Annotated in this window: 30 protein-coding genes; 12 read left to right on the top strand and 18 right to left on the bottom strand. The window is 67.6% G+C overall.

The genetic code is table 11. The features are described 5' to 3' along the window. Nucleotides 1-10 precede the first annotated feature (10 nt). Nucleotides 11-883, top strand: coding sequence for a cytochrome-c oxidase, cbb3-type subunit III (gene ccoP, locus CK944_RS07135; RefSeq protein WP_239985998.1), 873 nt, complete (start codon nucleotides 11-13; stop codon nucleotides 881-883). Nucleotides 884-1104: 221 nt separating this feature from the next. Here the strand turns inward: ccoP and CK944_RS07130 are convergent, their stop codons facing one another. Beyond that, nucleotides 1105-1473, bottom strand: a complete 369-nt coding sequence (locus CK944_RS07130) for a DUF4440 domain-containing protein (RefSeq protein WP_103172364.1) — start codon at nucleotides 1471-1473, stop codon at nucleotides 1105-1107. A 304-nt stretch (nucleotides 1474-1777) separates the two neighbouring features. After that, on the bottom strand, nucleotides 1778-3109 hold the full coding sequence (miaB, locus tag CK944_RS07125; protein ID WP_103172363.1) for a tRNA (N6-isopentenyl adenosine(37)-C2)-methylthiotransferase MiaB: 1332 nt from the start codon (nucleotides 3107-3109) through the stop codon (nucleotides 1778-1780). 63 nt (nucleotides 3110-3172) lie between these two features. Here miaB and CK944_RS07120 point away from each other — a divergent pair, with 63 nt between their 5' ends. Then, nucleotides 3173-3478, top strand: a complete 306-nt coding sequence (locus CK944_RS07120) for a TfoX/Sxy family DNA transformation protein (protein ID WP_371411655.1) — start codon at nucleotides 3173-3175, stop codon at nucleotides 3476-3478. Between the two features lie 81 nt (nucleotides 3479-3559). Beyond that, complete coding sequence (locus tag CK944_RS07115) at nucleotides 3560-4924, top strand: aminotransferase (RefSeq protein ID WP_103172481.1); 1365 nt, start codon at nucleotides 3560-3562, stop codon at nucleotides 4922-4924. A gap of 29 nt (nucleotides 4925-4953) precedes the next feature. Here CK944_RS07115 and CK944_RS07110 read toward each other — a convergent pair whose 3' ends face one another. The 4 genes from CK944_RS07110 to ubiA all read right to left on the bottom strand — a co-directional run bounded on the left by CK944_RS07110 (nucleotide 4954) and on the right by ubiA (nucleotide 8776). Then, nucleotides 4954-5289, bottom strand: coding sequence for a multidrug efflux SMR transporter (locus CK944_RS07110; protein WP_103172362.1), 336 nt, complete (start codon nucleotides 5287-5289; stop codon nucleotides 4954-4956). Nucleotides 5290-5305: 16 nt separating this feature from the next. Next, the gene (locus CK944_RS07105; RefSeq protein ID WP_103172361.1) at nucleotides 5306-5614 is read right to left on the bottom strand and encodes a hypothetical protein; all 309 of its coding nucleotides are present in this window, start codon (nucleotides 5612-5614) and stop codon (nucleotides 5306-5308) included. Between the two features lie 34 nt (nucleotides 5615-5648). Beyond that, nucleotides 5649-7775, bottom strand: coding sequence for an OmpA family protein (locus CK944_RS07100; RefSeq protein WP_103172360.1), 2127 nt, complete (start codon nucleotides 7773-7775; stop codon nucleotides 5649-5651). Between the two features lie 62 nt (nucleotides 7776-7837). Further along, the gene (gene ubiA, locus CK944_RS07095; RefSeq protein ID WP_103172480.1) at nucleotides 7838-8776 is read right to left on the bottom strand and encodes a 4-hydroxybenzoate octaprenyltransferase; all 939 of its coding nucleotides are present in this window, start codon (nucleotides 8774-8776) and stop codon (nucleotides 7838-7840) included. A 13-nt stretch (nucleotides 8777-8789) separates the two neighbouring features. Between ubiA and CK944_RS07090 the strand changes: the two genes are divergently transcribed. Both CK944_RS07090 and CK944_RS07085 read left to right on the top strand, forming a co-directional pair. Further along, entirely contained in the window at nucleotides 8790-9509 is a 720-nt protein-coding gene (locus tag CK944_RS07090) for a 16S rRNA (uracil(1498)-N(3))-methyltransferase (RefSeq protein ID WP_103172359.1), read from the top strand. A 189-nt stretch (nucleotides 9510-9698) separates the two neighbouring features. After that, the gene (locus CK944_RS07085; RefSeq protein ID WP_103172479.1) at nucleotides 9699-9893 is read left to right on the top strand and encodes a DUF1127 domain-containing protein; all 195 of its coding nucleotides are present in this window, start codon (nucleotides 9699-9701) and stop codon (nucleotides 9891-9893) included. Nucleotides 9894-9961: 68 nt separating this feature from the next. Here the strand turns inward: CK944_RS07085 and CK944_RS07080 are convergent, their stop codons facing one another. The 7 genes from CK944_RS07080 to fsa form a co-directional block, all read right to left on the bottom strand. Beyond that, complete coding sequence (locus tag CK944_RS07080) at nucleotides 9962-10213, bottom strand: DUF982 domain-containing protein (RefSeq protein ID WP_239985990.1); 252 nt, start codon at nucleotides 10211-10213, stop codon at nucleotides 9962-9964. 102 nt (nucleotides 10214-10315) lie between these two features. Then, nucleotides 10316-10522 (bottom strand): cold-shock protein, encoded by a 207-nt coding sequence (locus CK944_RS07075; protein ID WP_103172357.1) that lies wholly within the window; start codon nucleotides 10520-10522, stop codon nucleotides 10316-10318. A gap of 163 nt (nucleotides 10523-10685) precedes the next feature. Further along, the gene (locus tag CK944_RS07070) at nucleotides 10686-11558 is read right to left on the bottom strand and encodes a 50S ribosomal protein L11 methyltransferase (protein ID WP_103172356.1); all 873 of its coding nucleotides are present in this window, start codon (nucleotides 11556-11558) and stop codon (nucleotides 10686-10688) included. Continuing rightward, nucleotides 11555-12133 (bottom strand): peptide-methionine (S)-S-oxide reductase MsrA, encoded by a 579-nt coding sequence (gene msrA, locus CK944_RS07065; protein ID WP_239985989.1) that lies wholly within the window; start codon nucleotides 12131-12133, stop codon nucleotides 11555-11557. The genes CK944_RS07070 and msrA overlap by 4 nt, the downstream gene beginning before the upstream one ends. A gap of 71 nt (nucleotides 12134-12204) precedes the next feature. Continuing rightward, the gene (locus CK944_RS07060; RefSeq protein ID WP_103172354.1) at nucleotides 12205-13149 is read right to left on the bottom strand and encodes a tyrosine recombinase XerC; all 945 of its coding nucleotides are present in this window, start codon (nucleotides 13147-13149) and stop codon (nucleotides 12205-12207) included. Continuing rightward, a complete protein-coding gene (locus tag CK944_RS07055) occupies nucleotides 13146-13841 on the bottom strand; it encodes a DUF484 family protein (protein ID WP_103172353.1) in 696 nt (231 codons plus the stop codon). The genes CK944_RS07060 and CK944_RS07055 overlap by 4 nt, the downstream gene beginning before the upstream one ends. Nucleotides 13842-13856: 15 nt before the next feature. Continuing rightward, nucleotides 13857-14510, bottom strand: a complete 654-nt coding sequence (fsa, locus tag CK944_RS07050) for a fructose-6-phosphate aldolase (protein ID WP_103172352.1) — start codon at nucleotides 14508-14510, stop codon at nucleotides 13857-13859. A gap of 110 nt (nucleotides 14511-14620) precedes the next feature. Here fsa and CK944_RS07045 point away from each other — a divergent pair, with 110 nt between their 5' ends. Beyond that, nucleotides 14621-16822: a primosomal protein N' gene (locus CK944_RS07045; protein ID WP_103172351.1), complete on the top strand. Its 2202-nt coding sequence runs from the start codon at nucleotides 14621-14623 to the stop codon at nucleotides 16820-16822. Between the two features lie 24 nt (nucleotides 16823-16846). On the opposite strand, the gene CK944_RS07040 is transcribed toward CK944_RS07045, so the two are convergent. Then, nucleotides 16847-17236 (bottom strand): helix-turn-helix domain-containing protein, encoded by a 390-nt coding sequence (locus tag CK944_RS07040; protein ID WP_103172350.1) that lies wholly within the window; start codon nucleotides 17234-17236, stop codon nucleotides 16847-16849. Nucleotides 17237-17323: 87 nt separating this feature from the next. Between CK944_RS07040 and CK944_RS07035 the strand changes: the two genes are divergently transcribed. Further along, a complete protein-coding gene (locus tag CK944_RS07035) occupies nucleotides 17324-18067 on the top strand; it encodes an SDR family oxidoreductase (protein WP_103172349.1) in 744 nt (247 codons plus the stop codon). Between the two features lie 3 nt (nucleotides 18068-18070). On the opposite strand, the gene CK944_RS07030 is transcribed toward CK944_RS07035, so the two are convergent. The 4 genes from CK944_RS07030 to CK944_RS23175 form a co-directional block, all read right to left on the bottom strand. Beyond that, on the bottom strand, nucleotides 18071-19015 hold the full coding sequence (locus CK944_RS07030; RefSeq protein ID WP_103172348.1) for a lytic transglycosylase domain-containing protein: 945 nt from the start codon (nucleotides 19013-19015) through the stop codon (nucleotides 18071-18073). Nucleotides 19016-19026: 11 nt separating this feature from the next. Next, nucleotides 19027-19812: a hypothetical protein gene (locus tag CK944_RS07025; RefSeq protein ID WP_103172347.1), complete on the bottom strand. Its 786-nt coding sequence runs from the start codon at nucleotides 19810-19812 to the stop codon at nucleotides 19027-19029. Between the two features lie 113 nt (nucleotides 19813-19925). Beyond that, the gene (locus CK944_RS07020) at nucleotides 19926-20801 is read right to left on the bottom strand and encodes a L,D-transpeptidase (protein ID WP_371411654.1); all 876 of its coding nucleotides are present in this window, start codon (nucleotides 20799-20801) and stop codon (nucleotides 19926-19928) included. Nucleotides 20802-20905: 104 nt separating this feature from the next. Then, nucleotides 20906-21061 (bottom strand): hypothetical protein, encoded by a 156-nt coding sequence (locus CK944_RS23175; RefSeq protein WP_158247969.1) that lies wholly within the window; start codon nucleotides 21059-21061, stop codon nucleotides 20906-20908. A gap of 70 nt (nucleotides 21062-21131) precedes the next feature. Between CK944_RS23175 and CK944_RS07015 the strand changes: the two genes are divergently transcribed. Genes CK944_RS07015 through dxs form a run of 5 tightly spaced genes read left to right on the top strand, consistent with a single transcriptional unit; the run spans nucleotide 21132 to nucleotide 26762 of the window. Next, nucleotides 21132-22778 carry an MFS transporter gene (locus CK944_RS07015; protein ID WP_103172346.1) on the top strand — a complete coding sequence of 549 codons (1647 nt, stop codon included), beginning with the start codon at nucleotides 21132-21134 and terminating at the stop codon, nucleotides 22776-22778. Nucleotides 22779-22789: 11 nt separating this feature from the next. Further along, nucleotides 22790-23710 (top strand): histone deacetylase family protein, encoded by a 921-nt coding sequence (locus tag CK944_RS07010; RefSeq protein WP_103172345.1) that lies wholly within the window; start codon nucleotides 22790-22792, stop codon nucleotides 23708-23710. After that, a complete protein-coding gene (locus CK944_RS07005; protein ID WP_103172344.1) occupies nucleotides 23707-23943 on the top strand; it encodes an exodeoxyribonuclease VII small subunit in 237 nt (78 codons plus the stop codon). Before CK944_RS07010 ends, CK944_RS07005 begins: the two co-directional genes overlap by 4 nt. Then, nucleotides 23943-24803 carry a polyprenyl synthetase family protein gene (locus tag CK944_RS07000; protein ID WP_103172343.1) on the top strand — a complete coding sequence of 287 codons (861 nt, stop codon included), beginning with the start codon at nucleotides 23943-23945 and terminating at the stop codon, nucleotides 24801-24803. The genes CK944_RS07005 and CK944_RS07000 overlap by 1 nt, the downstream gene beginning before the upstream one ends. Nucleotides 24804-24845: 42 nt before the next feature. Next, nucleotides 24846-26762, top strand: coding sequence for a 1-deoxy-D-xylulose-5-phosphate synthase (dxs, locus tag CK944_RS06995; RefSeq protein ID WP_103172342.1), 1917 nt, complete (start codon nucleotides 24846-24848; stop codon nucleotides 26760-26762). The last annotated feature ends 200 nt before the right edge of the window (nucleotides 26763-26962 follow it).

Below are 26962 nucleotides of genomic sequence, written 5' to 3'. Positions count from 1 at the left end.
GGCCCCCAAGATGCGCAAGCCGACCCGCAAGGGCCTCGTGCAAGAGGTGGGGTCCACCGGGCACCAGTGGGACGGAATCACCGAATACGACAACCCGATGCCCCGCTGGTGGCTGTGGACCTTCTATGCCACGATCGTCTGGGCAGTGGGCTATGTGATCGCCTATCCGGCCATCCCGCTGGTCAACCAGGCGACCAAGGGCGTGCTGGGCACCGATTACCGCCAGGAAGTCGCGGCCGAGATCGAGCGTTTCGACCAGGCCAACGCCGCCATCCAGACCCGCCTGGCCGAGGTGGACCTGGACGCGATCCCCGGCGACCCGGAACTGCTGAGCTATGCGACCAATGCCGGGGGCGCGGTGTTCCGCACCTGGTGCGCGCAATGCCATGGATCGGGCGCGGGCGGCGCGCGGGGCTATCCGAACCTGCTGGACAACGACTGGCTGTGGGGCGGCACGCTTGAGGACATCCACCTGACGCTGCAGCACGGCATCCGCGATCCGCAGGACGGGGACACGCGCTATTCGCAGATGCCTGCCTTTGGCAGCGACGGTATCCTGGAACGGGCGCAGATCGACCAAGTCGTGCATTACGTCCTGTCGCTCTCCGATCAGCCGCATGACGACGCCAAGGCGGCCGACGGGATGCAGGTCTATGCCGACAACTGCTCGGCCTGCCATATGGAGGACGGCACGGGCGACCGCAGCCAAGGCGCGCCCAACCTGGCCGATGCCGTCTGGCTCTACGGCAACGATCACGAAACGCTGACCCGCATCGTCAGCGAAGGACCTTACGGGGTGATGCCCGCCTGGAACACGCGCCTGTCCGAGGCCGAGATCCGCGCCGTCGCCACCTATGTCCACGGTCTGGGCGGCGGGGAATAACCCCGCCCGGATCCCCGGCTTTCGCCTGTGCGCACCACCGCAGGCGAAAGAGACCGGCCCCTGTCCTGTTCGCGCGTTCCTGGGGGCCGGTCTTTCATCATAGCGTCCGACATCGCCCTTGGCGATGACCCGGCGCATCGGACTTTCGTGTCAGGCTACTGATGCGAAAGAGGCCGGTCCCCCGTATGTTCGCGCGTTCCTGGGGACCGGCCGCATCGTTTTCAGTGCTGGCCCTTCGTGCCGCCCGACGGCACCACCTGCGCGTGCTGCACCACGGTCCAATCCTCGTGCCCGCGCCGGCGATAGACCGAGGTGCAGGCGGCCTTGAACCGCGTGTCGCCCTTGGATGCCGTGACATTGTAGCCGACGACGATCATGCCTTCCTCGGGGCGGGATATGGTCTTGTCGTCGAACGCCACCTCGTCCCATTCGGGGGTGCCGCTGACCGCATCGACGGCGGCCTGGCCCGCGAACAGATGCGGCGCATGGCTAAGCGCCATGACGCATTCGGGATCGACCCTTTCGTGATAGCGTTCTTCCGAGGCGCGCCACAGGCGTTCCTCGAACTTCCATACCCGGTCGTCGTCCATGCCGGCCTCCTTGCCTGCTGCGTCAGGCTTAACCGCGCCTGTGGGGGACGGTTCCGAAGGGCAGGGATTTTGCCGGTCCCGGATCAACCTATGCCGGTGCGCCGCATCCCTGCAGGTGCATAGCCGCCGAGGCTGGAACCATGGCACACCACCTCGCGCCCCTCGACAGCCGGCGCGACCGCTGCCTGGAACGACGCCTGATCCAGTCCCTGGTACTGGGTCAGGGCGCGCTGACGCGGTCCGGCTGATGCAAGGTGATCAGATAATCGTCATGGCGGTAAAGGGCTTGCGATTGCGGCATATGTCAGCCTGCCAGTTCGCCCCGCAGCGAATTGGCCGCGCTTTCCACGATCCGCACGGACACGAGGTCGCCCACCTGCGCCTGGGGCGCGTCCACGAAGACCGAATGCAGGTAATCCGACTTGCCGATCATCTGGCCTGCCTGCCGGCCCGGCTTTTCGAACAGCACGCCCAGGGTGCGACCGACCATGCCCTCCTGCGCGGCCTTCTGCTGTTTCGTCAGCAGGGCCTGCAATTCCTGCAGCCGCTGGTCGGCCACCGCGCCTTCCACCTCGGGGCGGTCATAGGCGGGGGTGCCGGGGCGGGGCGAATACTTGAAGCTGAAGGCGGTGCCGAAGTTGACTTCCGCGACAAGGCGCAGGGTGTCCTGGTGGTCCCCATCCGTTTCGCCCGGAAAGCCCACGATGAAATCGCTGGTCAGCATGATGTCGGGCCGCGCCTCGCGGATGCGGTCGATCAGGCGCAGGTATTGGGTCGCCGTATGCTTGCGGTTCATGGCCTTCAGGATGCGGTCGCTGCCCGACTGCACGGGCAGGTGCAGATAGGGCATAAGCTGCGGGATGTCGCGATGCGCCGCGATCAGGTCGTCCCCCATGTCGTTGGGATGGCTGGTCGTATAGCGGATGCGGTCCAACCCCTCGATATCCGCAAGCGCCCGGATCAGCCGGCCAAAGCCCCATTCGCCATCCGACCCCGCGCCATGCCAGCCGTTCACGTTCTGGCCCAGCAGCGTGATTTCCCGCACGCCCCGGTCCACCAGATCGCGCGCCTCGCGCAGGATGCGGTCCACGGGACGGCTGACCTCGGCCCCGCGCGTATAGGGGACGACGCAGAAGGCGCAGAACTTGTCGCAGCCCTCCTGCACCGTCAGAAAGGCTGCGGGCGCGCGGCGGGTCGCGCGGCGCTGGGGCAGGTGGTCGAACTTGTCCTCGGGGGGGAACTCGGTCAGGATCGCGGGCGCCTCGCCGCGCAGCATGGCGGGCAGGCGGTGATAGGTCTGCGGCCCCACGACCAGATCGACCAGCGGCATCCGGCGCACGATCTCCTCGCCCTCGGCCTGGGCTACGCAGCCGGCAACGCCGATCTTGAGGTCGGGCTTTTCCGCCTTCAGCGGCTTCAGGCGGCCCAGGTCGGAATAGAGCTTCTCGGCCGCCTTTTCGCGGATATGGCAGGTGTTCAGCAGGACCATGTCCGCATCCGCCTGATCCTCGGTCAGGACATAGCCTTCGGCGCCCATGGCCTCGGCCATGCGCTGGCTGTCATAGACGTTCATCTGGCAGCCATAGGTCTTGATGAAAAGCTTTTTCACTGCCGGGGGATTGGCCTGGTCGTTCATTGCCGCTGTCCTTGGGAGGTAGCGTGCTGATACAGGAATCACGGGGGCTTGGAAAGGCACGCGATGGACAGCGATCTGACGACGATCAACACGATCGGCCCGGCGACCGCCAAGGCGCTGATCGCCGCAGGCATTCCCGATGCCGCGACGCTGCGCCGGGTGGGCGCGCATGACGCCTATCGCGCCATGCTGGTGGCGGGCAGCAAGCCGCATTTCATCTGGTATTACGTTCTGGTGATGGCCCTGCAGGGCGGCCCTGGAACGATTGCCGGGGCGCGGAAAAGGCCGTGCTACGCGAACGGTTCGATTCGCTGGTGGCCGAGGTGCGCGGCCAGCCTCTGTCGGGGATCGAGGCGGAACTGGACATGATCGGCCTGCGCCGTCCCTGACGCCCCCATTGAACGCCCGCAGCGGCCCGGCTAGCCTGCGGTCAAACCGATGGAGGCGATGATGAACAAACCGCAAAGCTGGGAAGCCCGCGCCGACGAATACTCGCTTTACGGCTTCACGGACCTGCCCAGCGTCGCCAGCCGCGGCGCGGTGGTGCTGACCCATGGCGAGGGGCCTTATGTCGTCGATGTGAACGGCCGCCGCTATCTGGATGCCAATTCTGGCCTGTGGAACATGGTCGCGGGCTTCGACTACAAGGGTCTGGCCGAGGCCGCGAAGGCCCAATACGACCGCTTCCCCGGATACCACGCCTTTTTCGGGCGCCTGTCCGACCAGACGGTGATGCTGTCCGAAAAGCTGGTCGAGGTGTCGCCCTTCGAACGCGGCAAGGTGTTCTACACGAACTCGGGATCCGAGGCGAACGACACCATGGTCAAGATGCTGTGGTTCCTGCACGCATCCGAAGGCAACCCGCAGCGCCGCAAGATCCTGACCCGCTGGAACGCCTATCACGGCGTGACGGCGGTTTCGGCCAGCATGACCGGCAAGCCCTATAACGAGGTCTTCGGCCTGCCGCTGCCCGGCTTCATCCACCTGACCTGCCCGCATTACTGGCGATACGGCGAGGCGGGTGAGACCGAGGAACAGTTCACCCAGCGGCTTGCGCGGGAACTGGAAGACACGATCCAGCGCGAAGGCGCCGACACCATCGCGGGCTTTTTCGCCGAACCCGTGCAGGGCGCGGGGGGCGTGATCCCGCCGTCCAAGGGCTATTTCCAGGCGGTGCTGCCGATCTTGCGGAAATACGACATCCCGATGATTTCGGACGAGGTCATCACCGGCTTCGGCCGGACCGGCAACACCTGGGGCTGCCAGACCTATGACTTCATGCCGGACGCGATCATCAGTTCCAAGAACCTGACCGCCGGGCTGTTCCCGATGGGGGCGGTGATCCTGGGGCCGGACCTGACCGACCGGCTGCAAAGGGCCATCGACCGGATCGAGGAATTCCCGCACGGCTTCACCGCATCGGGCCACCCGGTCGGCTGCGCCATCGCGCTGAAGGCCATCGACGTGGTGATGAACGAAGGCCTGGCGGACAACGTCAAGCGCCTTGCCCCCCGGCTGGAATCCGGCCTGCGCGCCATCATGGAACGCAGCGACCATATCGGCGAGTTGCGCGGCGTGGGCTTCATGTGGGCGCTGGAAGCCGTGCGCGACAAGGCCACCAAGACGCCCTTCGACGCGCATCTGTCGGTCAGCGAACGCATCGCCAATGCCTGCACCGACCTGGGCCTGATCTGCCGTCCGCTGGGCCAGTCCATTGTGCTGTGCCCGCCCTTCATCCTGACCGAGCCGCAGATGGACGAAATCTTCGACAAGCTGGAACGGGCGCTGAAGACCGTCTTCGCCGAGGTGGCGTGACCCAGGCGGGGGCGGTTCCCGCCGCCCCCTCAATGCATGATGGATTTCGAAAAGACGTTGATGACCACGACCCCCGCCAGGATCAGCGCCAAGCCAAGGATCGCCGCGAAATCCAGCATTTGCCGGTACCAGATCCAGGCGATGGCGGATACCAGCAGGATGCCCATCCCTGACCAGATCGCATAAACGATGCCGGTCGGCATGACCCGCAAGGGAAAGGACAGCAGCCAGAAGGCCACGCCATAGCCCAGGGCCGCCACCACGCTGGGGCCCAGCCGGGTGAAGCTGTCGGATCGGGCCAGGGCGGTCGTGGCGATCACCTCGGCCAGGATCGCAAGCGCAAGCAGGATATAGGTCCGGGTCATGGGCGTCCTTGCTGCCTTACCGGCGGGCCAGCTTGCGTTCGATGTAGTCGCGCAGTTCCTCGATCTCGGTGCGGCTTTCGCGCAAGCCCTCCATGGCGGCGTCCAGTTCCTCTTGCGCAGCGGCAAGACGGGCCTCGCGTTCCTTCAACAGGACAATGGCCTTGTCGCGTTCGCGTTCGGTGTCGTGCAACTGCCGCGCCAGATCGGCCAGGTCGGCCGGGCTGGGCCGCGTCAGGCGCCCGATCAGCCAGCTTGCGAACCAGCCCAGCACAAAGACGCCGAACAGGATGATCGTGGTGACAGTGACGAATTCCGTACGGTTCATGGGATTTGGTTCACCTTGCGGTCATTCGGCGCGATCAATCGGCATCGGAGCCTTCTTCGTCCGGCCGGGGCGAGGGGCGGGGCGTGTCGGGCGTCGGCGTCAGGACCGGCAGCCTAATGTTTTCCTCGCGTTCGTCCAGTGTCTGGAACACCTCGCTGGCGCCGACGGTCGCGGGGGCGGTCGGTCCGACGGTGACGCGCGGCATCTCGGGTCCGAACATCTGCGGCTGCGCGGGCGGCTGGACGGGGCCGATCAGGTCCGAACCGGGCTGGTCTGGCGGCAGGGGTTCCGTGGTCAGGCCCGACAGCGTCACCGGCGCGGGCAGGGGGGCGCTGCGGACCGGGTGATCCGACAGCAGGCGGAATTCGATGCGGCGGTTTTCCTCGCGGCCTTCCTCGGTCTCGTTCGAGGCAATGGGCTGGCTTTCGCCATAGCCGCGCGCGGTCATGTGGGATGTGTCGATGCCCGCATCCGCCATGGCGGCGACCAGGGCCTGTGCCCGGCCCCGCGACAGGTCGGCGTTGAAGCCCTCGGACCCCTGAGAGTCGGTATGGCCCCCGGCCTCGATCTGGTAATCGGCGCATTCGGCCATGACGGCGGCCAGCCGGTCCAGCGTGGGGGCGGGATCGCCGGCGATGGCGGCCTTGGACGGTTCGAAGCCGATCTCGGATTCGGACATGATGATGTTCAACTGCCGGACGCATTCCGGTCCGTCAGGCAGGTTCAGCGACAGATCCAGCCGCCGGTCATAACGGATCGCCAGTTCGTATTGCACGCCCGGTCCCAGCCGTTCGCCCAGCCGGGCCGCCGCCGCCTCGGGCGCGCCGGGATCGCCCGAGGTGCCAGTCACGCGGATCAGGTCGGGCGTCACGCGGACGCTGCCGGTCTGAAGGGTATCCAAGGCCTCGATCGCGCCGATGACGCGCACCGTCCAGCCTTGCGGCACCCGCGGGTCGCCGGTCAGGTCCGCCTGGACGGTCGGAAAGCGGGCGCGTGCCAGGCTGTCCACCGTTTCCGCCATGCGGTCGTCGCTGATCGGCCCGCGCATGTCCAGGACCTGCGCGTCCGACAGGGTGGCGGTGAATTCCATCGGCCCTGGGGTCGCGTCGTCGGGGGCCTGTTCCAGGGTCGATTGCAGCGAAAAGACCGAAGGCAGGGCCTGCTGCAGCCCGGTCACGGCCGCGTCGAAGGCCGGGCGCGGGACCGAGGGCGGCGCCGTCAGGGCGATATCGGCATCCGACAGCGTGACCCTGCCCTGGCCCAGGCCGGCCACCGCGCCGATGGCCGCAACCGCCGCATCGGCCCAGTCGGCGGACGGCGAACCCAGGCCCAGCGTGCAGGCGGGCACGTCGGGAACGCCTGCGGCCTGCGCCGCCGCGACGATCCGGTCGCGGCCTTCCTCGGTGTCGGCGGCACAGGCCTCGAACCGGGCGCCGTCCCCATCCTTGACGAAGCGCAGGGTAAAGGGCGCGATCACGGGGCGGGGCGCGGAAATGTCGGTGACAAGCGTGATCCCCTTCGGTGCCCCCCGGCGCAGCGCGGATTCAAGGCGGCCCTTTTCATCCGCGCTGTCGGCCAGTGCCGAAATCGTCACGCTGCCCGGCTGGATCGAGATCTTGGCCTGCGTCATGCTTTGTGTCGCGCGCAACCCGTATTGCAGCGCCGCGTCCCAGCCTTCGGGCACCGCATAGTCGGCGGTTTCCAGCAGATCGGTGACCTGGGGCGCGGCCGTTTCATCGCGCAGCATCCGCAGCAATCCCGCCCGGTCGGTCGAGGCCGGGACCAGACCGATCAGCGAAATCCCCTGGTCGTTGCGCAGAAGTTCGATCTTGAAATCAGGCGGGGTGATGGCATCGGCTGAAGCGACCGACATCCGGTCCACCACGCGCGATGGATCGGCCGCGCTTGCCGCCTGGGTCATGGCGCGGAAGCGGTCGATCTCGGACGGGGCGGTTCCGGTCAGGCGGACCTGCAACCCGTCGGTCGTGACCGTCACCCAGTTCTGCCCCGATGCGTGCAGCGCCAGTTCCACATCCTGCCGGGACCGATCCTCGACATAGCGGGCGGCGGCTTCGGCGCCCAGCCAGCACAGCCCACCCGCGGCGGACAGGACCAGAATGGAGGCGACCGGCGACAGAAGCCGCCTGCGGGATGACGCCATGGAGCATGACCTCGGGCTGTTTCCTGAACGCGTCGTCTAGCGGCGCGATGGCCGCCACGCAATCAGACCAGCCCCGCCAAGGCAAGAAACAGCGCAAGGATCAGCCCGGCGTCGCGGTTCGACCGGAACAGCCGCAGGCACACAGCCCCTTGTTCCGGTTGGAAATTCCGCAACTGCCAGGCAAGGTGCGCGGCAAATCCGGCCAAGCCTGCAAAGCCCATCAACAGATTGCGACCCGTCAGTGAGATCGCAACCGCCAGCAGCAGCACCGTCAGCACCGCAAAGCCCGCAAGGATGCGTGCGCTGTTGTCGCCGAACAGCCGCGCCGTGGATTTCACGCCGATCAGGGCGTCGTCCTCGACATCCTGGTGGGCATAGATCGTGTCATAGAAGATCGTCCAGGCGATCCCCGCGACCCAGGCCACCACCGGCGCCGCGTCCAGCCGCCCCATATGCGCCGCATAGGCCAGCATGACGCCCCAGTTGAAGGCCAGTCCCAGGAAGACCTGCGGCCACCAGGTGAAGCGCTTGGCAAAGGGATAGATCGCCACCAAAGCCAGCGAGGCGACGCCCATCCAGATCGCCGCCCCGTCCAGCGTCAGCAGGATCGCCAGCCCCACCAGGCATTGCGCCACCAGCCAGCCATAGGCCCCGCGCAGCGTCACCTGGCCCGATGGCAGGGGGCGGGACCGGGTGCGCGCCACCTTGTCGTCGATGTCGCGGTCGGTGATGTCGTTCCAGGTGCAGCCCGCCCCCCGCATCACCAGGGCGCCGACAGTGCAGGCGATGGCGATCCACAGGTCCACCCAGCGGGGGCCGTCGGCCATCATCGCCAGCCCGATCCCCCACCAGCAGGGCAGCAGCAGCAGCCAGGTGCCGATGGGACGGTCGGCGCGGGACAGCCGCAGCCAGGGCCGCCAGGCCGGCGGGGCGATCGTGTCCACCCAATTTCCCTTGGGCGCGTCGATGACGGTGTCTGGTCTTTCCGTCCGGCTTTGCATAGCGTCTGGCCCCATGGCAAGGATCAGGCTGTTCATAGATCACCCGCTGGGCGCAGGACAACCCGTGCCCCTGGACGCCGCGCAGGCGCACTACCTGGGCGGCGTGATGCGCCTGTCCCCCGGCGCGATGGTCGAGGTCTTCAATGGCCGCGACGGGGCCTGGTCCGCGCGCATTGTCCAGATCTCCAAGCGCGGCGGATCGCTGGACGTTCTGGAACAGACTGCCCCGCAGCGCGATCCGCCCGACCTGTGGCTGTGCTTTGCGCCGATCAAGAAGGCGCGCACCGACTTCATCGTCGAAAAGGCGGCCGAAATGGGCGCGGCGCGCATCCTGCCCGTGCAGACCGATTTCACCAATGCCGAGCGCATCCGTCAGGACCGCCTGCAAGCCCATGCGGTCGAGGCGGCGGAACAATGCGGCAGCACCTTCGTGCCCCCGGTTGCCGATCTGGTCCCGCTGGCGCGCCTGCTGGACGGCTGGGACGAATCCCGCCGCATCCTGTGGGCGGATGAGGCGATGGCGGGGCCCGCGCAAACCCTGGCGGGTCTGCCGCATGGTTCCTGGGCCATCCTGATCGGTCCCGAAGGTGGCTTTTCGGATGCCGAACGGGCGCGCCTGACGGCCCTGCCTTATGTCAGCCGCATCAGTCTGGGCCCGCGAATCCTGCGGGCCGACACGGCTGCCGTTGCGGCACTTGCCTTGTGGCAGGCGACGCTGGGCGATTGGCAGTGAAATTCATGCCGCAATGCGGCATTCCGGGGCTAAAAACGACCAGTTCGTCCTTCTAACCCTTTTCAAATCTGCGTTTTCTGCATAGCGGCATTGCCCCTCCTGCGGCTACTCTTGGCGGTTTGCCCGGCCTATATGCTGTTGCATGAAGCAATGCCCGATGGTCGGGCACTTCTGAAACAGGTGATGAAAATGTCGACGATGGAACTGAACCGCAGCCTGGCTGTTGGGGGCGTTGGCAATGTCGTTGCAAACTTCTTCTCGATGCTGTCCGCGTGGAACGATGCCCGCGTGACCCGTCGTGAACTGAGCCGCCTGTCGGATCGCGAGCTGGACGATATCGGTCTGTGCCGCGGCGACATTGCGCGGATTGCACGCGGCTTCTAAGCCATAGCCGTCCCGGTTTGACGAACGAACCCCCGATGCGGTCGCAGAGGGGGTTTTTTCTTGTTCGCTCAGTGCTGGTTGACGGGCCGGAAGCCCGCGCTTCGTGCAGCGGCCGAAAAGGCCTTTCGTGCAGAACCGACAGGGGTCATGCAATGGGCGGCGGCGTCCAGCATCCGGGCTGCATGGCGGCGATGCACATCGTCGATTGGCCATCTGCGTTCCAGCCAATGGGCCGCGGTTTCAAGGGTGGTGAAGGTCTTCGTCTCGCCGTCAGGCGAAACGACAAAGGACAGGGGTTGGCCCCAGTGAATCTCGATCAAATTTTCTCTTTCGGGGAAAGTCATCCGATCCCGCGCAAGGCGTCCAGGACCGGGAAGGGGGAGGCGACCAGTGCCGCCACCCCGGATCATTCGGAAGGCGTCTTAGGCCAGGGCGAGGTTGGTCGCCGATTCGCGGCCGTCGCGGCCACGTTCCACGTCAAAGGTCACGGCCTGGCCGTCCTTGATCTCGCGGAGACCGGCGCGTTCCACGGCCGAAATGTGAAGGAACACGTCCTTCGTGCCATGCTCGGGCTGGATGAAGCCGAAGCCTTTGGTTGCGTTGAACCATTTCACGGTGCCATTGGCCATCGTGATATCTCCTGTCATGTATGCCACCCGCGAGATTGCGGTGGCGCGGCCCAGTCGTCGCAAGAACATCTGAAGCCGTGAAGCAGACAGAAGGTCGAAGGAAGAACATCAGCCACCGTCAGATAGCATGCATTCCCCGGTTTTTCAAGTCTGCCCTGGCCGATCAGGATTTCCGCACCAGCGTCAGCGCCGACCAATCCGCCAGATCGTCACGCCGGTCCAGGTCGAACCCCTGCCTGCGATAGGTTTCCACGACCTCGTCGGCCTGGGTGACCAGGATGCCCGACAGGATGATCCGGCCTTCGGGGGCGACCATCGCACCCATCTGCGGGGCCAGGTCGATCAGAGGCTGCTTGAGGATATTGGCCAGCACCAGGTCATAGGGGGCGTTGTCTTCCAGCATCTGGTGGCCGAAGCCCGCCGCCTCGATGCAGATGACCCGGCCGTCCAGTCCGTTGGCGATCACGTTGGCCGAAGCCGTATCCACCGCCACCGCGTCGATGTCGCTGGCCAGCACCGTCACCGGCCACAGCCGCGCCGCCGCCATTGCCAGGACCGCCGTGCCGCAGCCGATATCGACGATGCGGCGGGGCTGGAAGCCCTGCGCTTCAAGCCGGTCAAGCGCCTCGAGGCAACCCTTGGTGGTGTTGTGATGGCCGGTGCCGAAGGCCATCGCGGCCTCGATCCACAGCGCCTCGACACCCTCGGGCACCTTGTCGGCGTCATGGCTGCCATGGACGAAGAAGCGCCCGGCGCGCACCGGGGTCAGTTCGCGCTTCACATGGGCGACCCAGTCCACGTCGGGCAGTTCGGACACCGCAAACGGGTTGGCCCCGAAGGCCGCAGCCAACAGCGCAAGCGCGATCTCGTCCGGCGCTTCGGTGAAATAGACGCCCACCTCCCAGCGGTCCGATCCGTCCTCGATCTCGAAGACGCCGGTGCCGACGGGCTCGGGCTCCAGATCCTCGCAGGCCTCGGCCAGGGCTTCGGCGGCCTCGCGGCCTTGGACATGGGTCAGCGCGGAATAGGTGGTCATGGGATCGGATCCGGGTTGGGCATGGACGCCTCTACCCCCGTGCCCTTCAGGCCGCAATAACCATCGGGATTCTTGTGCAGATACTGCTGATGCGCCTCGTGCGCGGGCCAGAAGGGCGCGGGACCGACGATCTGCGTGGTGATCTTGCCAAAGCCCGCCACGGCGAGGCGGTTGTCATAGTCGATCTTCGACGCCTCGGCCGCGGAAAGCTGGCTGTCGTTGAAGGCCATGATCAGGCTGCGATACTGGCTTCCCACGTCGTTCCCCTGCCGGTCGCCCTGGGTCGGGTCGTGGTTTTCCCAGAACAGTTGCAGCAGGTGGTCATAGCTGATCTTGGAACTGTCATAAAGGATGCGCACGACCTCGGCATGGCCGGTGGTGCCGGTCTTGACCTGGTCATAGGTCGGGTTCTCGACCGTGCCGCCCGCGAAACCCACCTGGGTCAGCCAGACCCCGTTCTGCTGCCAGAACAGCCGTTCCACCCCCCAATAGCAGCCCATGCCGAAGATCGCCTGGTCAAGGCCCTGGGGAACGGGGGCATCCATCGGCCGGTTGAAGATCGCATGTGTGGTCATGGTGATATCCTTCTGATCCTGCGTGCTGAACGCGGCAACGCGCGGCCCGGTTCGACCCCAACCCCGCCGGGCTAGCCACGCGGATGCGCGGCCCGATAGACGGCCATCAGATGCGCGTCATCGACGCCGGTATAGACCTGGGTGGTGGACAGGCTGGCATGTCCCAGCAGTTCCTGGATCGTGCGCAGGTCGCCCCCCGCCGCCAGCAGATGCGTGGCAAAGGAATGGCGCAGCGCGTGGGGCGTGGCCGTGGGGGGCAGGCCCAGGGCCGCGCGGGCCTTCTGCATCGCCCCCTCGATAATGCCGGGCGCCAGCCGCCCGCCCCGCACGCCGCGGAACAGCGGCTGGCCGGGGGTCGGTTCCCAGGGGCAAAGGCGCAGGTAATCGGCCACGGCCTGACGCGCCACCGGCAGGACGGGAACGTGACGCTGGCGACCGCCCTTGCCGGTGATGGTCAGGCTGTCGCGGAAGGGCCAGTCGTCGCCATTCAGGGACAGCGCCTCGGAGATACGCAGCCCGCAGCCCCACAGCAGCGTCATCACAGCCGTGTCGCGGGCGGCGACCCAGGGCGTGTCATGGCCCAGGGCCACCATGTCCAGCGTATCCCGCGCCTGGTCGGGCGTCAGGGGGCGGGGCAGGGACCGGGTGTATTTCGGGCTGCGGGTGGAAAGCGCCGCCGACAGGTCATGGCCCTCGCGGTCCCCGATCCAGCGCAGGAAGCTGCGCACCGCCGATTGCCGCCGGGCCAGCGACCGCGCACCCAGGCCCCGCGCCCGTTCGGCGGCGGCGAAGGCGCGCATGTCGGTCTGGCGCAGGTCAGCCAGGGATTTCGGCGTGGCGGGTTGCCCGTGATGGCCGCCCAGGAAGGCCAGGAAGGCCAGAAGATCGCCGCGATAGGCGGTGATCGTGTGGTCCGATCGGTCGCGGGTCGCGGCCTCGACCTCCAGCCAGCGGGCCAGGGCATCGGCCATAGCGGGGGCCAGGGCCAAGGGACCGACGGCCAGCGGCCGCGTCATCCGCGCAGCCGCGACAGCAGGACCAGCCGGAAGACCTGGGCAAAGAACCGTAGCAGGTCGGTGCCATGCGCGGGCATGAAGCGGGTCTTGTCGGCGCTGCCCATCAGCAGCATGGCGCGGGGGCGTCGCGCGCCCAGGTCGATGGGCAACAGCGCCTCGGAGGCGACGGACCGGCCGTGCATCAGTTGCGTGACGGGCGAGGCCGGGCGCAAGACGATGTCGTCGCCGCGCGGCGTGCGCCGCCCGGCCGCGACGATCCGGCCGATGGCGCCTTCGGGCACCAGGACCGCATCCTCGGGCAGGCCGGGGATGATGGGGTCGGGTTCGACCACCAGCCGCAGGGTCTCGATCCGCAGCAGGGGGGCGATGTCGGATTGCAGGCTGTCCACCAGTTCCGCCAGATCGGCCGATTCCAGCAGCCCGATCACCGCGCGATGGATCACCGCCGTGCCCGACTGGTTGTCGAAGGCCGCCGCGATCACGCTTTCATGCTGCGATTCCAGCCGGTCGAGGCGCGTTTCCAGCGCCTCCATCGCGCGGCCGCGGATGTCGATCACGTTGTCGCCGACCTCGGCCTCGCGCGCGGCGACAAGGGCGCGCATCAGGTCGCGGTCGGCCAGGATGACGCCGGGATCGGCCAGCAGCTTGTCGCGCGTTTCCGGGTCCAGCCCCGCCTGCTGTTCCGTCCCCATGCCTGTCCCCTTTGTTCAGCCGATCTTCTGACCGGTCTTGGCCCAGTCGGCAGTGAACTGCTCAAGCCCCTTGTCCGTCAAGACATGCTTTGCCATCGACTTGATGACGGCAGGGGGTGCGGTGATCACGTCGGCGCCGATCTTGCCCACCTCGACGATGTGGTTCACCGACCGGATCGAGGCGGCGAGGATCTGGGTTTCATACCCATAGTTGTCGTAAATTTCGCGGATGTCGGCGATCAGGTCCACGCCGTCCAGGCCGATGTCGTCCAGCCGGCCCACGAAGGGGCTGATGAAGGTGGCGCCCGCCTTGGCGGCCAGGATCGCCTGGGCCGCGGTGAAGCACAGCGTCACGTTGACCATGTGGCCTTCGTCGGCAAAGGTCCGGCAGGCCTTCAGCCCGTCCCAGGTCAGCGGCACCTTGATGGCGATGTTGGGCGCGATCTGGGCCAGATGGCGGCCTTCGCGGATCATGTCCTCGGCGCTTTCGGCCACGACCTCGGCGGAAACGGGGCCGCTGACCATCTCGCAGATCTCGCGCGTGACTTCCTCGATGTTGCGGCCGGCCTTCAGGATCAGCGAGGGGTTGGTGGTCACGCCATCGACCATGCCCAGTTCGTTCAGTTCGCGGATGGCATCCACATCGGCGGTATCAAGAAAGAATTTCATGGTCCTGCTCCGGTAAGGCGGTTCGCTGGGGTGATAGCGCAAAACCGCCTTGGCCGAAAGGGGCAGGGCGGGCCTTGCAACCGACGCAGGGCGAGGTTTTATCAAGGGCGATGAAAACCCAGCCCGCCTTTTTCGAAGCCCGCGCCCGGATCGGCGTCCTGACGGTCGAGCCGGTGGGCGTGCTGGATTACCTGGCGCCCGAAGGGGGCGTGGCGCAGGGCCAACTTGTGCAGGTGCCGCTGGGGCCGCGCCGGGTTCTGGGCCTGGTCTGGGGGCCGGGCCTGGGCGATTTCGACCTGGCCAAGCTGCGCCCCGTGGCGCGCGTGCTGGACGCCGAACCCTTTGACGCGCGTTTCCTGGACTTCCTGACCCGCGCGGCCGATTACACCCTGACGCCGCTGCCGCTGATGCTGCGCATGGCGACCCGCGCGCCCGACCTGGACCAGCCGCCCGCCGCGCGCCGCGTGATCGTGCCGGGAGGGACGCCGCCGACGCGCATGACCGAGGCGCGGGAACGCGTGATGCAGGTCCTGGCCGATCACGGCGGGGCCAGCTTCGCGCCGTCCGAATTGGCGCAACTGGCGGGGGTCGGCACGGCGGTGGTCAAGGGCCTTGTCGCCGCAGGCACCCTGGCCGAGGTTGAGGCCCCGCGCGACCTGCCTTATCCCCCGCTGGATCCCGCGCGCGCCGGCAAGCCGCTGGACGCCGACCAGCAGGCCGCCGCCGACAGCCTGCGCGGGGCGGTGCGGGCGGGCGGCTATGGCACCACCCTGCTGCGCGGGGTGACCGGGTCCGGCAAGACCGAGGTTTACCTGGAAGCCGTTGCCGAATGCCTGGCGCAGGGCCGGCAGGCGCTTGTGCTGCTGCCGGAAATCGCGCTTTCGGCCGAATTCCTGGACCGGGTCGAGGCCCGCTTCGGCGCGCGGCCCGGCGAATGGCACAGCGGCATCACCCGCACGGAACGCCGCCGGCTGTGGCACATGGCGGGCAGGGGGCAGGTGGGCCTTGTGGTGGGCGCGCGCTCGGCGTTGTTCCTGCCTTTCCGCGACCTGGGACTGATCGTCGTCGATGAGGAACACGACAGCAGCTACAAGCAGGAAGACGTGGTCTATTACAGCGCCCGTGACATGGCGGTGCTGCGCGCATCCATCAACGGGGCGCAGGTGGTGCTGGCATCGGCCACGCCGTCCCTGGAAAGCTGGGTGAACGCGGGCATGGGCAAGTATCGGCGGCTGGATCTGCGCTCGCGCTATGGGACGGCGGAACTGCCCGACATGGCCGCCATCGACCTGCGGGCCGAGGAGATGCCCTCGGGCCGCTGGATCTCGCCCTCGCTGGCGGGGGCGGTGGATGCGCGGATCGCCAAGGGGGAACAGTCGCTTCTGTTCCTGAACCGGCGCGGCTTTGCGCCCGTCACGGTCTGCCGGGCCTGCGGCGAACAGATCGCCTGCCACCAATGCGACGCGCGGATGGTGGAACACCGCTTCCAGAACCGCCTGATCTGCCACCAATGCGGCGAAACGCGGCCGATCCCGACCGCCTGCCCGTCCTGCAAGGTGGAAGGCAAGCTGGCCCCCATCGGCCCCGGCGTCGAGCGCATTGCCGAGGAGGTCGCGGCCCGCTTTCCCGACGCCAAGGCCACGGTCCTGTCATCCGACCTGTTCCATTCCGCCCGCGCGCTGAAGGACACCATCGCCGAGATCGCGAACGGCGACACCCAGATCATCATCGGCACCCAGATCGTCGCCAAGGGCCACAACTTCCCGCGCCTGTCGCTGGTGGGCGTGATCGACGCCGACCTGGGCCTGCAGGGCGCCGACCTGCGCGCGGCGGAACGGTCCTTCCAATTGATGCGCCAGGTGGCGGGGCGCGCGGGCCGGATGTCCGGGACCACGCCGGGCCTGGCCCTGCTGCAAACCCATCAGCCCGACCATTCCGTGATCCGCGCGATTCTCTCGGGCGAGGACGAGGCCTTCTGGAACGCCGAGGCCGCAGGCCGCCAGGCCACCGGAATGCCGCCCTTCGGCCGCCTGGCAGGCATCATCCTGTCCCACCCGGACCTGAGCGTGGTCAGCGATTTCGCCCGCCACCTGGCCGCCCATGCCGCGCCGCTGGAACAGGCGGGCGCGCAGCTTTGGGGTCCGGCCCCCGCGCCGATCGCACGCATCCGGGGCCGCCACAGGATGCGGATGCTGGTCCACGCCCCCCGCCAGGCTCCGGTCCAGGCCGCCATCGCCGACTGGCTGGCCCCGCATAAGCCGCCCACGAACCTGCGGCTGTCGGTGGACATCGACCCGCAGAGCTTTCTTTAGGCCCAGTTCTTACGACCGCCTGTCTTACGACCGGCTGTCGAAGTCGCGGCGCGCGGCCTCGATCCGGTCCAGATGCGTTTCGGCCCATTGCCAGACGCCGCAGAAGGCCTCGGCCAGACCAAGGCCCAGGTCGGTCAGGCGATAGTCCACGCGCGGCGGGATCACCGGATGGACGGTGCGGGTCAGCAATCCGTCACGCTCCATCTGCCGCAGGGTCTGGGTCAGCATCTTCTGGCTGATGCCCGGCACCGCGCGGCCGATGGCGGAAAAGCGCATCTCTCCGCCCTCGGTCAGGGCTTCCAGGATCAGCATGGTCCACTTGTCAGCCACGCGGCCGATCAGGTCGTTGACCAGTTGCGTCACGCGCGGATCGATTTCGGCCAGGGGCGGGGATGGCGGCAAGATACTCTCCATCAGGTAAGTATAAATCTTTCCGGTGCCTTCTTCCGAAAAGAAAGCAGTTGGTGCCATATCTAGCCCATCCAACGGAAAGGACAAGCGATGCAGAACAGCGGAAACACCATCCTTCTGACCGGCGGCACCTCGGGGATCGGGCTTGCCCTGGCGCAGAGGCTCCATGCGGCGGGCAACACTGTCATCATCACCGGGCGCCGCGCGGCGCTTCTGGACCAGATCGCCTCCGAACATCCGGGCATGATCGGCCACCCGCTTGACGTGACCGACGCCGAGGCCGTCCGGGCCTTCGCCGCGCGGATTACGGCGGATCACCCGGCGCTGAACGTCGTGATCCACAACGCCGGGATCATGGTGGCCGAGGAGGTGACCGGCGATTTCCTGGACACGGCCGAGGCGACGGTCGCCACCAACCTGCTGGGCCCGATCCGGCTGACGGCGGCGCTGATGCCGCATCTGCTGGAACAGCCGCAAGCGACGATCATGACGGTGTCGTCGGGCCTGGCCTTCGTGCCGCTGGTGCGGACGCCCACCTATTCGGCCACGAAAGCCGCGATCCATTCCTGGTCGCAATCCCTGCGCGCCCAATTGCGCGATACCGGGATCGAGGTGCTTGAGCTGGCGCCGCCCGCCGTCCAGACCGACCTGATGCCCGGCCATGCCACCGATCCGAACGCCATGCCGCTGGCCGATTTCATCGACGAGGTGATGGGCATCCTGAACCAGGATCCGACGCCGCCCCTGGTCGGGGTCAAGAGGCTGGACTTCCTGAAGAATGCCGAAGCCGAAGGGCGCTATGACCAGGTCTTTGCGCAGCTGAACGGACTGTAGGCCTCAGTTCCTCAGCACGATGCAGCGCCCGCCCAACTGCTTGAGGCGGTTGCAGAAGGCGGCGGCCTCGCGCCTGCTGTCCCATCCGATCTGCGCGGTATAGACAGCCGGGCGCCCCCCGCCGAGGCGCTTGCGTACATAACCCACCTGCTTGTCGCCCAGGATCGGGCGCAGGCTGCGGTTCAGGCGGGCGACCTGGCTGATGACGCCCGACTGGCTGGGATGGCTGGCCACGATCACGCCCCAGGGAAAGACCTTGGGCTGCGTGACGAATTCGCGCAGCCTGCGTTCGCCCGCCAGCTTCTCGCAGGCCGGGCGAAACGCCAGGTCGGGGTCCAGGGCCAGCTTCAGTTCCCCGGCCGGGGGCGGATTGTCGCGCCAGCGAAGCGCGTCAAACCCGGTGATGGCGGCCACATAGTCCCGTGTCTCGTAAGGCAGGCCGCCGTTCTGGCCGATGAAGCGCGCCGCGCGGTTTTCCCCTCCGTTATAGGCCACGGCGGCAAGGCCGATATTGCCAAACATGTTGGTCAGGTGGCGCAGATACCAGGCCGACTTGTGGATCGCCTGCGCCGGGTTCATCGGATCGTGCAGGTCGTAAAGATCGGCCGTGCCCGGCATGAACTGCGCGATGCCAAGCGCGCCAACGGGACTGATCGCGCCCGGTTCGAACCGGCTTTCCTTCCACAACAGACGGGCCAGGAAGTTGGGGTCCAGCCCGCGTTCGGCGGCATTGCGTTCGATCAGCTTGCAGACATCGGCGGCATAGTGATCCAGGCGGACGCAATCGCGCCCGTCATCCGTGCAGCGCAGCGTTTCCGACTGGCGGGCGGGCGGGCGCCCAGCCACCGCATCGACGGCGGGAAAGGCCTGCGCGGCGGGCGCGGCCAGCATTGCCAGCACCGCAGCCATTCGCCGGAACCATCCTGCGGGGGGGCGGGGGATCGTCATGGCAAGCAGGATCAGGCGACGTCCAAGGGATCGGGCTTGGTCTTGCCGGCCTTGCCCTTGTTCTTCTTCTTGTCCTTGCCCTTCGGCTTGTCGGCTTTCGCACCGGCCTTGAGGGCGTCCTTCTCTGCCTTGCGGGCCGCCTTCTTTTCGGCCTTCCTCTCTGCCTTGGCGACGTCCTTTTCAGCCTTGCGGGCGGCTTTGCGGGCTTCCTTCTCGGCCTCTTTCGCGGCCTTGCGGGCCGCCTTGTCCTGGGTCTTGACTGCCGGGGCGGGACTTTCCGGCAGGGATGGGACCGGGGTCGTGGGCTTGACGGGGGCCATGGGTGCGTTGGCAGCCAGCACGGTTTCGGCAGGAACAGCGGCGGCGGGCTTGGCGCCCGCCTTGGCGACGCGGCGCGACCCGGTGCGCAGGTCAGGCTTGCGGACCTCGGCCTTTTCGCGGCCGGCAGGCTTTCTGGCGGGCGAGGCGGGCTTGCGCTTGGCAGGCTTTTCAGGCTTCGGCGCGACCGGTGCGACCGGTGCGACCGTAGGGCTGGCGCTGCCGGATGCGGGGGCGGACTTGCGCTTGCGCCGTTCGCGCCTGGCCCGCCGGATGGCCGCCGCCAGGAGGTCGGCTGCCGCCACCTGGCCGTTTTCGCCCCGCGGTCCCGCCTGCTCGACCGCGGCCTTCAACTCGGCGATCAGCGCGCCCAGTGCCCCGTCGTCCAGATGGCCAAGGGCCGGGCCACGGCTTCTGCCGGTCAGGGCCTGCTGTTCCACGGTCAGAAGTTCCTGTTCCAGCTTGCTGTAGTTGGGCATCGCTTCTTCCCTGGGGCGGCGTGATTTCGCGCGAATGTTGCGAAAGATTTTCCGGTTTTGCAATTGGAAAGGCCCCGGTCGGAGCCGGGGCCTTCAAGGGCGATCCGCCCGATTTACTGAACGGCGCTTTCCACCGGGGAGATGGTCGTGACCGGCGCGCTGTAGGGCGTGCTGATGGTCGTGACCGCATAGGGATCGGTCACCATCGAGGTCGCCGGATAGGCGGCCGCCGTCGGGGCCAGCGCCGCGGCGCCGGCCGGAACAGAGGGCTGTCCGGCGGGTTCGACATAGCCTTCGGGGGTCTCGGTCATCGGCCCTTCATAGCGCAGGCTTTCGGCCTGGCTGCGGACATGAACCGTCGTGCCGTTGCTGACCTGGCCGAACAGGTCCATGATGTCCTGGTTGAACAGCCGGATGCAGCCCGCCGAGGTGGCCTTGCCGACCGAGGACGGGTCCATCGTCCCGTGGATCCGGTAATAGGTGTCGCGTCCGCCTTCATACAGATACAAGGCGCGCGGCCCCAGCGGGTTGTGTAGCCCGCCCGACAGCCCGCCCGCGAATTGCGCGTAAAGGTCGGGCTGGGTGCGGATCATGTTGTCGGTCGGCCGCCAGCTTGGCCATGCGGCCTTGCGCGCGATGGTCGCCGTTCCCGCATAGCCCGTGCCCGCCCGGCCCACCGCCACGCCATAGCGCATCGCCTGTCCGCCCGGCTGGACGTGATACAGCACGCGGGCATAGGGATCGACCACGATCGTTCCAGGGGCTTCGGGTCCGTTATAGGGCACCTGCTGGCGCTGGTTCCGTTCAGTCAGATAGGCGGCGCGGATCGCAGGGATCTGGACCGGCTCTCCGTTCGGGCCGGTGTCCACGCGCGCTTGATAGGCTTCGGGCACGGAGGGAGTGGCCAGGGTCATCGGCTGGCTGTTGTTCCCACATGCGGCAAGCCCCAGGGCAAGCGCCGTGAACAGGGTGACAAGACGCATCATCATCAACTTCCTTCATGGCATACGGCGTCGCGGAGTCCGCGCCGGCAGCATAAATTTCCTGAAGCACCGCCCATCGCAGGATCGGCGGCGATTCGCATATCGGTTCATCAGCCTGTCACAGGCATCGGCGTCAAGCCTTGCAGCTTGGTCGGGCCGACGGCAATCCCGGCCTTGTGGCGAAAGAGAAGCAGTCTGTTCAAGAATGACTGACGCTGGAACAACTTGTCGTTTGGTTTGGTTTCATCCTGGCCCAGAAGGGCCATCCCAAGACCGCAGATTGCCCCCCGCCGCCCGGCTGGCTAGGCTGCCCTAAAGCCCAGAGCGACCGTTCCAGTGACCGATCAGACAGCATCCCGGCCCCCAACCGCATCCGCCCTTGCCCCGTTCCGACACCGCGATTTCCGCCTGCTGTGGAGCGCGACGCTGGTGTCGAACTTCGGCGGCCTGGTCCAGGCCGTGGGCGCGGCCTGGCTGATGACGCAGCTGACCGACAGCGCCACGCTGATCGCCCTGGTGCAGGCGTCGAACACGCTGCCGATCATGCTTCTGGCGCTGGCGTCGGGGGCGCTTGCCGACATCTTCGACCGCAAGGCGATCCTGATGTTCGCGCAATGCTTCATGGCGGCGGTGTCGCTGGCCCTGGCGATCGTCGCCTGGCAGGGCTGGCTGACGCCCTGGCTGCTGCTGGCCTTCACCTTCCTGATCGGGGCGGGGCAGGCACTGTACAACCCGCCCTGGCAGGCCAGCATGGGCGATCTTGTGCCGCGGGCGGACCTGCCTGCGGCGGTCACGCTGAACTCGGTCGGCTTCAACCTCATGCGCTCGGTCGGCCCTGCGGCGGGCGGTTTCATCGTCGCGGCCTTCGGGGCGGCTGCGGCATTCGCGGTGAACGCCGTCAGCTATGTTCCGCTGCTGGGCGCGCTGTTCCGCTGGCGTCCGAACGTCGCCCCCCGCACTGCCCCGCGCGAGGAGTTCCTGCCCGCCGTGGCCGCCGGACTGCGCTATGTCTTCCTGTCGCCGAACCTGACCAAGGTGATCGGACGCGCCGCCCTGTTCGGCTTTGCCGCCGTGTCCGTAATGGCGCTGCTGCCGCTGGTGGCCAAGTCCCATCCCGAAGGCGGGTCGATGCTGTTCGGGGGATTGCTGGGCTGCTTCGGCGTGGGGGCCATCGCGGGCGCGGCGCTGAACCCGCGCATCCGGGCGCGTTTCGACAATGAAAACATCGTGCGGGTGGCCTTTGCGGGCTTCGCCCTGTCGGCCATCGTGCTGGGCCAGACGCAGAATGTCTGGCTGCACGCCGTGGCGCTGCTGCCTGCGGGCGCGTCCTGGGTGCTGGCCTTGTCGCTGTTCAACGTGACGGTGCAACTGTCCACGCCGCGCTGGGTCGTGGCCCGCGCGCTGGCCTTGTACCAGACGGCGACCTTTGGCGGCATGGCGGCGGGATCCTGGATCTGGGGCAGCATCGCCGGTGCCTATGGCCTGGGCGATGCCTTGACGGCGGCGGGGATCGTGCTGCTGGTGGGCGCGGTCATCGGGCATTGGTTCCGGGCGCCCGATTTCGGCACTGCCGATCTGGACCCGGTCAACCGCTTCCGCGAGCCGGCCCTGCGCATCGACCTGCGCGGGCGGTCGGGTCCGATCATGGTGATGGTGGATTACCAGATCGCCCAGAAGGACGTGCCGGAATTCCTGCGCCTGATGCAGTTGCGCCGCAACATCCGCCGCCGCGACGGCGCGCGGAACTGGGCGCTTCTGCGCGACCTGGAACATCCCGACCAATGGTCCGAAAGCTATCACATCGCGACCTGGGACGAATATGTCCGCCACAACCTGCGCCGCACGAAATCGGACGCGGAGATCACGGTGGCGCTCCGCGCCCTGCACCAGGGCGAGGGCGATCCGCTGGTCCACCGCATGATCGAGCGTGACAGCGTCGGCCCCGAGGATGACCTGCCCCTGATCGGCAAGATGGACGTATAGGAAAGGCCGCCATGACCACAGCCCTGTTCACCCACCCCGACGCCGAACGCCACATCACGCCCCCCGGCCATGCCGAGCAGGTCGCCCGCCAGGCGGCCGTCCTGGACGCGCTTGCCGACCTGCCCCTGGACCGGCGCGAGGCGCCCCGCGCCGACGAGGCCGAGATCCTGCGCTGCCATCCGCAATCCTATCTGGACCGGATCCGGGGCGCGATCCCGGATGAAGGCTGGCAGATGCTGGACGCCGACACCCACCTGTCGCCCGGCAGCCTGGATGCGGCGCTGCGCGGTGCGGGCGGGGCGGTGGCGGCGGTGGACGCGGTGCTGGCGGGCGAGGTCGCCAACGCCTTTGTCGCCATGCGCCCGCCCGGCCATCATGCCGAACGCGAGACGCCGATGGGCTTTTGCATCTTCGGCAACGCGGCCATCGCCGCTTTGCGGGCGCTGGATCATCACGGCCTGGACCGCGTGGCGGTGCTGGATTTCGACGTCCACCACGGCAACGGCACGCAGGCCCTGCTGTGGGATGAACGCCGCGCCTTCTTCGCCTCCAGCCACCAGATGCCGCTGTATCCGGGCACGGGGGCGGCGGGCGAACGGGGCGCGCATGGGCAGATGGTGAACGTGCCGCTGCGCCCCGGCTCGGACGGGGCGGCGGGTCAGGCGGCCTGGCGCGATATCCTGGCGCGCTGCCGCGATTTCGCGCCGCAGCTTGTGATCGTCTCGGCCGGGTTCGACGCCCATGCGGCCGATCCGTTGGCGCAACTGAACTGGGACGACGACGACTTCGCGGCCATCACCCGCATGATCTGCGACATGGCGGCGGATCTGTCGGCCCCGGTGGTATCCTGCCTGGAAGGTGGCTATGATCTGGACGCCCTGGGCCGGTCCGCCCGCGCCCATGTCCAAGTCCTGCTGGAGGCCCAAGAATGACTGACGTTGAAAACATGAGCTTCGAGGAAGCCATGAAGGAACTTGAGGCCACAGTCGGCAAGCTGGAGACCGGCGATGCCACGCTAGATGAGTCCATCAAGCTTTACGAACGCGGCGCCGCCCTGCGCCAGCATTGCGAGAAACGCCTGCGCGAGGCCGAGGACCGGGTGGAAAAGATCACCCTTGCGGCCAATGGCCAGCCCACGGGAACGGAACCGGCCGAGGGGCTGTGATGCAGTCACGGCTTTCGGCGGTGAAGGCGCAGGTCCAGGACGCGCTTGACCGGGCGATCGGCGATCTGCCCGGTGGGGAACTGCGCGACGCGATGGCTTATGCCTGTGCGGGTGGCAAGCGGATCCGGGCCTTCCTGGTGCTGGAATCGGCGCGCCTGCATGGCGTGCCCGACGATGCCGCGCTGCCGGTGGCGGCGGCGGTCGAGGCGCTGCACGCCTATTCCCTGGTCCATGACGACCTGCCCGCGATGGACGACGACGACCTGCGGCGCGGGCAGCCGACCGTCCATGTGAAATGGTCCGAGGCCACCGCGATCCTTGCCGGCGACGCGCTGCAATCGCTGGCCTTCGGGCTGCTGGCCGATCCTGCTATTGGCGATGCCGCAACGCGCCGGCTGGTCGCGGCCTTTGCGCAGGCCGTGGGCGGGGCGGGGATGGTCTGGGGACAGGCCCTGGACATCAAGGCGGAAACGGCCGCCACGCCGCTGACGCTGGACCAGATCACCCGGCTGCAGGGCGGCAAGACCGGCGCGCTGATCCGCTTTGCCGCCATCGCCGGACCGCTGATCGCGGATGCCGACCCGGCGCCCTTGGCAGCCTACGCCGAGGCGCTTGGGCTGGCCTTCCAGATCGCCGACGACATCTTGGACGTGACCGGAAACGAAGATGTGACCGGCAAGCGCGTCGGCAAGGACGCGTCGGCGGGCAAGGCCACTTTCGTGTCCCTGCTGGGCCTTGACGGCGCGCGGGCCGAGGCTGCGCGGCTGGTCGCGGATGCCGATGCAGCCCTTGCGCCTTATGGCGAGAACGCTGCAAACTTGCGCCAATTGGCGCGTTTCGTTATCGAACGCGACACCTGAACGACGCCCGCCCCTGCAATCTTTCGCCCGAAGGGCCAGCCGATGACCGACCTGACCAAGACGCCGATCCTCGACCGGGTCACGCTGCCCTCGGACATGAAGTCGCTCAGCGACCGCGAACTGCACCAGTTGGCGGACGAATTGCGGTCCGAAACCATCAGCGCGGTCAGCGTCACCGGCGGCCACCTGGGCGCGGGCCTGGGGGTGGTGGAACTGACCGTGGCGCTGCACGCGGTCTTCGACACGCCGCGCGACAAGATCATCTGGGACGTGGGCCACCAGTGCTATCCCCACAAGATCCTGACCGGCCGGCGCGACCGCATCCGCACCCTGCGGATGGGCGGCGGGCTGGCGGGGTTCACGAAACGCGCCGAAAGCCCCTATGACCCCTTCGGCGCGGGCCATTCCAGCACCTCGATCAGCGCCGCGCTTGGCTTTGCGGTGGCGCGCGACCTGGGTGGCGATCCGGGCGATGCCATCGCGGTGATCGGCGACGGCGCCATGAGCGCGGGCATGGCCTTCGAGGCGTTGAACAACGCAGGCCACCTGGGCAAGCGGCTGATCGTCATCCTGAACGACAACGAGATGTCCATCGCCCCGCCGGTGGGGGCGCTGTCGTCCTATCTGACCAGCCTTTACACGCGCGGCCCGTTCCAGGACCTGAAGGCCGCCGCCAAGGGCGCCGTGGGCCTGCTGCCGCCGCCTTTCCAGGAGGGCGCGCGCCGGGCCAAGGAAATGCTGAAGGGCATGACCATCGGCGGCACCTTGTTCGAGGAATTGGGCTTTTCCTATGTCGGCCCGGTCGATGGGCATGACCTGGACCAGCTTCTGCCCTTGCTGCGCACGGTGAAGTCGCGGGCCACCGGGCCGGTGCTGATCCATGCCGTTACGAAAAAGGGCAAGGGCTATGCCCCGGCGGAAAACGCCGCCGACCGGGGCCATGCGACGGGCAAGTTCGACATGGTGACGGGCGTTCAGGCCAAGGCCAAGTCGAACGCGCCCAGCTACACGGCGGTCTTCGCCAAGGCCCTGATCGACGAGGCCGGGCGCGACGACAGGATCGTCGGCATCACCGCCGCCATGCCGGACGGCACGGGCTTGAAACAGTTCGCCGAACGCTTTCCGCGCCGGACCTTCGACGTGGGCATCGCCGAACAGCACGCGGTCACCTTCGCGGCGGGTCTGGCTGCGGGCGGCCTGAAACCCTTCTGCGCGATCTATTCGACCTTTTTGCAGCGCGGCTATGACCAGGTGGTCCATGACGTGGCGGTCCAGAACCTGCCCGTCCGCTTTGCCATCGACCGCGCCGGACTGGTGGGCCAGGACGGGCCGACCCATGCGGGCGCCTATGACATCGCCTTCCTGGCGAACCTGCCCGGCATGGTGGTGATGGCCGCCGCGGACGAGGCCGAACTGATGCACATGGTCGCCACAGCCGCCGCCCATGACAGCGGCCCCATCGCCTTCCGCTTTCCGCGCGGCGAGGGGACGGGGGTCGAGATGCCCGAGCGCGGCCAGGTGCTGGAGATCGGCAAGGGCCGCATCGTCCAGCAGGGCAAGGGCGTCGCGATCCTGTCCTTTGGCACCCGCCTGTCCGAGGCGCAGAAGGCCTGCGAATCGCTGGGCGCGCGCGGCATCACGCCCACGATTGCCGATGCCCGGTTCGCCAAGCCCCTGGACCGCGACCTGATCCTGCGGCTGGCGGCCAGCCATGACGCGCTGATCACGCTGGAGGAGGGCGCGGTCGGCGGCTTCGGCAGCCATGTCGCGCAACTGCTGGCCGATGAAGGCATCTTCGACCGGGGCCAGCGCTTCCGGTCGATGGTCCTGCCCGACCGCTTCGTCGATCACGACGCGCCTTATGCGATGTACGACACCTCGGCGCTGAACGCCGCCCATATCGAGGCAAAGGTGCTGGAGGTCATGGGCGTGGCGCAACTGGCGGGCAAGTCCGCCTGATCATCCTGCCTGCAAGGCGGGCAGCCTGCCAAATCCCGAGGCAGCAGGCAGGATTCTTGCTGCATCGCAGCATGATCTGACTGAATACCGGAAAGCATCGGGTGTATGATGGACATGCGGGCAGGATAGCCCGCATCCCTCCGACCAGGACGGTCCCCGCCGTCACGGCCGCCAGAGACGCGCCCTCCTCCCTGCGAAGC

It is taken from the genome of Paracoccus sp. SY, from assembly GCF_002901215.1.
Classification (GTDB): Bacteria; Pseudomonadota; Alphaproteobacteria; order Rhodobacterales; family Rhodobacteraceae; genus Paracoccus; species Paracoccus acridae.
Note: the sequence above shows the minus strand (reverse complement) of the source record. Positions and strands in the feature narration are given on the sequence as shown.

Coding starts and splice junctions, on each gene's coding strand:
- ccoP (WP_239985998.1), top strand. CDS start 11: ATGCGCAAGCCGACCCGCAAGGGCCTCGTGCAAGAGGTGGGGTCCACC.
- CK944_RS07130 (WP_103172364.1), bottom strand. CDS start 1,473: ATGGACGACGACCGGGTATGGAAGTTCGAGGAACGCCTGTGGCGCGCC.
- miaB (WP_103172363.1), bottom strand. CDS start 3,109: ATGAACGACCAGGCCAATCCCCCGGCAGTGAAAAAGCTTTTCATCAAG.
- CK944_RS07120 (WP_371411655.1), top strand. CDS start 3,173: ATGGACAGCGATCTGACGACGATCAACACGATCGGCCCGGCGACCGCC.
- CK944_RS07115 (WP_103172481.1), top strand. CDS start 3,560: ATGAACAAACCGCAAAGCTGGGAAGCCCGCGCCGACGAATACTCGCTT.
- CK944_RS07110 (WP_103172362.1), bottom strand. CDS start 5,289: ATGACCCGGACCTATATCCTGCTTGCGCTTGCGATCCTGGCCGAGGTG.
- CK944_RS07105 (WP_103172361.1), bottom strand. CDS start 5,614: ATGAACCGTACGGAATTCGTCACTGTCACCACGATCATCCTGTTCGGC.
- CK944_RS07100 (WP_103172360.1), bottom strand. CDS start 7,775: ATGGCGTCATCCCGCAGGCGGCTTCTGTCGCCGGTCGCCTCCATTCTG.
- ubiA (WP_103172480.1), bottom strand. CDS start 8,776: ATGCAAAGCCGGACGGAAAGACCAGACACCGTCATCGACGCGCCCAAG.
- CK944_RS07090 (WP_103172359.1), top strand. CDS start 8,790: ATGGCAAGGATCAGGCTGTTCATAGATCACCCGCTGGGCGCAGGACAA.
- CK944_RS07085 (WP_103172479.1), top strand. CDS start 9,699: ATGTCGACGATGGAACTGAACCGCAGCCTGGCTGTTGGGGGCGTTGGC.
- CK944_RS07075 (WP_103172357.1), bottom strand. CDS start 10,522: ATGGCCAATGGCACCGTGAAATGGTTCAACGCAACCAAAGGCTTCGGC.
- CK944_RS07070 (WP_103172356.1), bottom strand. CDS start 11,558: ATGACCACCTATTCCGCGCTGACCCATGTCCAAGGCCGCGAGGCCGCC.
- msrA (WP_239985989.1), bottom strand. CDS start 12,133: ATGACCACACATGCGATCTTCAACCGGCCGATGGATGCCCCCGTTCCC.
- CK944_RS07060 (WP_103172354.1), bottom strand. CDS start 13,149: ATGACGCGGCCGCTGGCCGTCGGTCCCTTGGCCCTGGCCCCCGCTATG.
- CK944_RS07055 (WP_103172353.1), bottom strand. CDS start 13,841: ATGGGGACGGAACAGCAGGCGGGGCTGGACCCGGAAACGCGCGACAAG.
- fsa (WP_103172352.1), bottom strand. CDS start 14,510: ATGAAATTCTTTCTTGATACCGCCGATGTGGATGCCATCCGCGAACTG.
- CK944_RS07045 (WP_103172351.1), top strand. CDS start 14,621: ATGAAAACCCAGCCCGCCTTTTTCGAAGCCCGCGCCCGGATCGGCGTC.
- CK944_RS07040 (WP_103172350.1), bottom strand. CDS start 17,236: ATGGAGAGTATCTTGCCGCCATCCCCGCCCCTGGCCGAAATCGATCCG.
- CK944_RS07035 (WP_103172349.1), top strand. CDS start 17,324: ATGCAGAACAGCGGAAACACCATCCTTCTGACCGGCGGCACCTCGGGG.
- CK944_RS07030 (WP_103172348.1), bottom strand. CDS start 19,015: ATGACGATCCCCCGCCCCCCCGCAGGATGGTTCCGGCGAATGGCTGCG.
- CK944_RS07025 (WP_103172347.1), bottom strand. CDS start 19,812: ATGCCCAACTACAGCAAGCTGGAACAGGAACTTCTGACCGTGGAACAG.
- CK944_RS07020 (WP_371411654.1), bottom strand. CDS start 20,801: ATGATGATGCGTCTTGTCACCCTGTTCACGGCGCTTGCCCTGGGGCTT.
- CK944_RS23175 (WP_158247969.1), bottom strand. CDS start 21,061: ATGGCCCTTCTGGGCCAGGATGAAACCAAACCAAACGACAAGTTGTTC.
- CK944_RS07010 (WP_103172345.1), top strand. CDS start 22,790: ATGACCACAGCCCTGTTCACCCACCCCGACGCCGAACGCCACATCACG.
- CK944_RS07005 (WP_103172344.1), top strand. CDS start 23,707: ATGACTGACGTTGAAAACATGAGCTTCGAGGAAGCCATGAAGGAACTT.
- CK944_RS07000 (WP_103172343.1), top strand. CDS start 23,943: ATGCAGTCACGGCTTTCGGCGGTGAAGGCGCAGGTCCAGGACGCGCTT.
- dxs (WP_103172342.1), top strand. CDS start 24,846: ATGACCGACCTGACCAAGACGCCGATCCTCGACCGGGTCACGCTGCCC.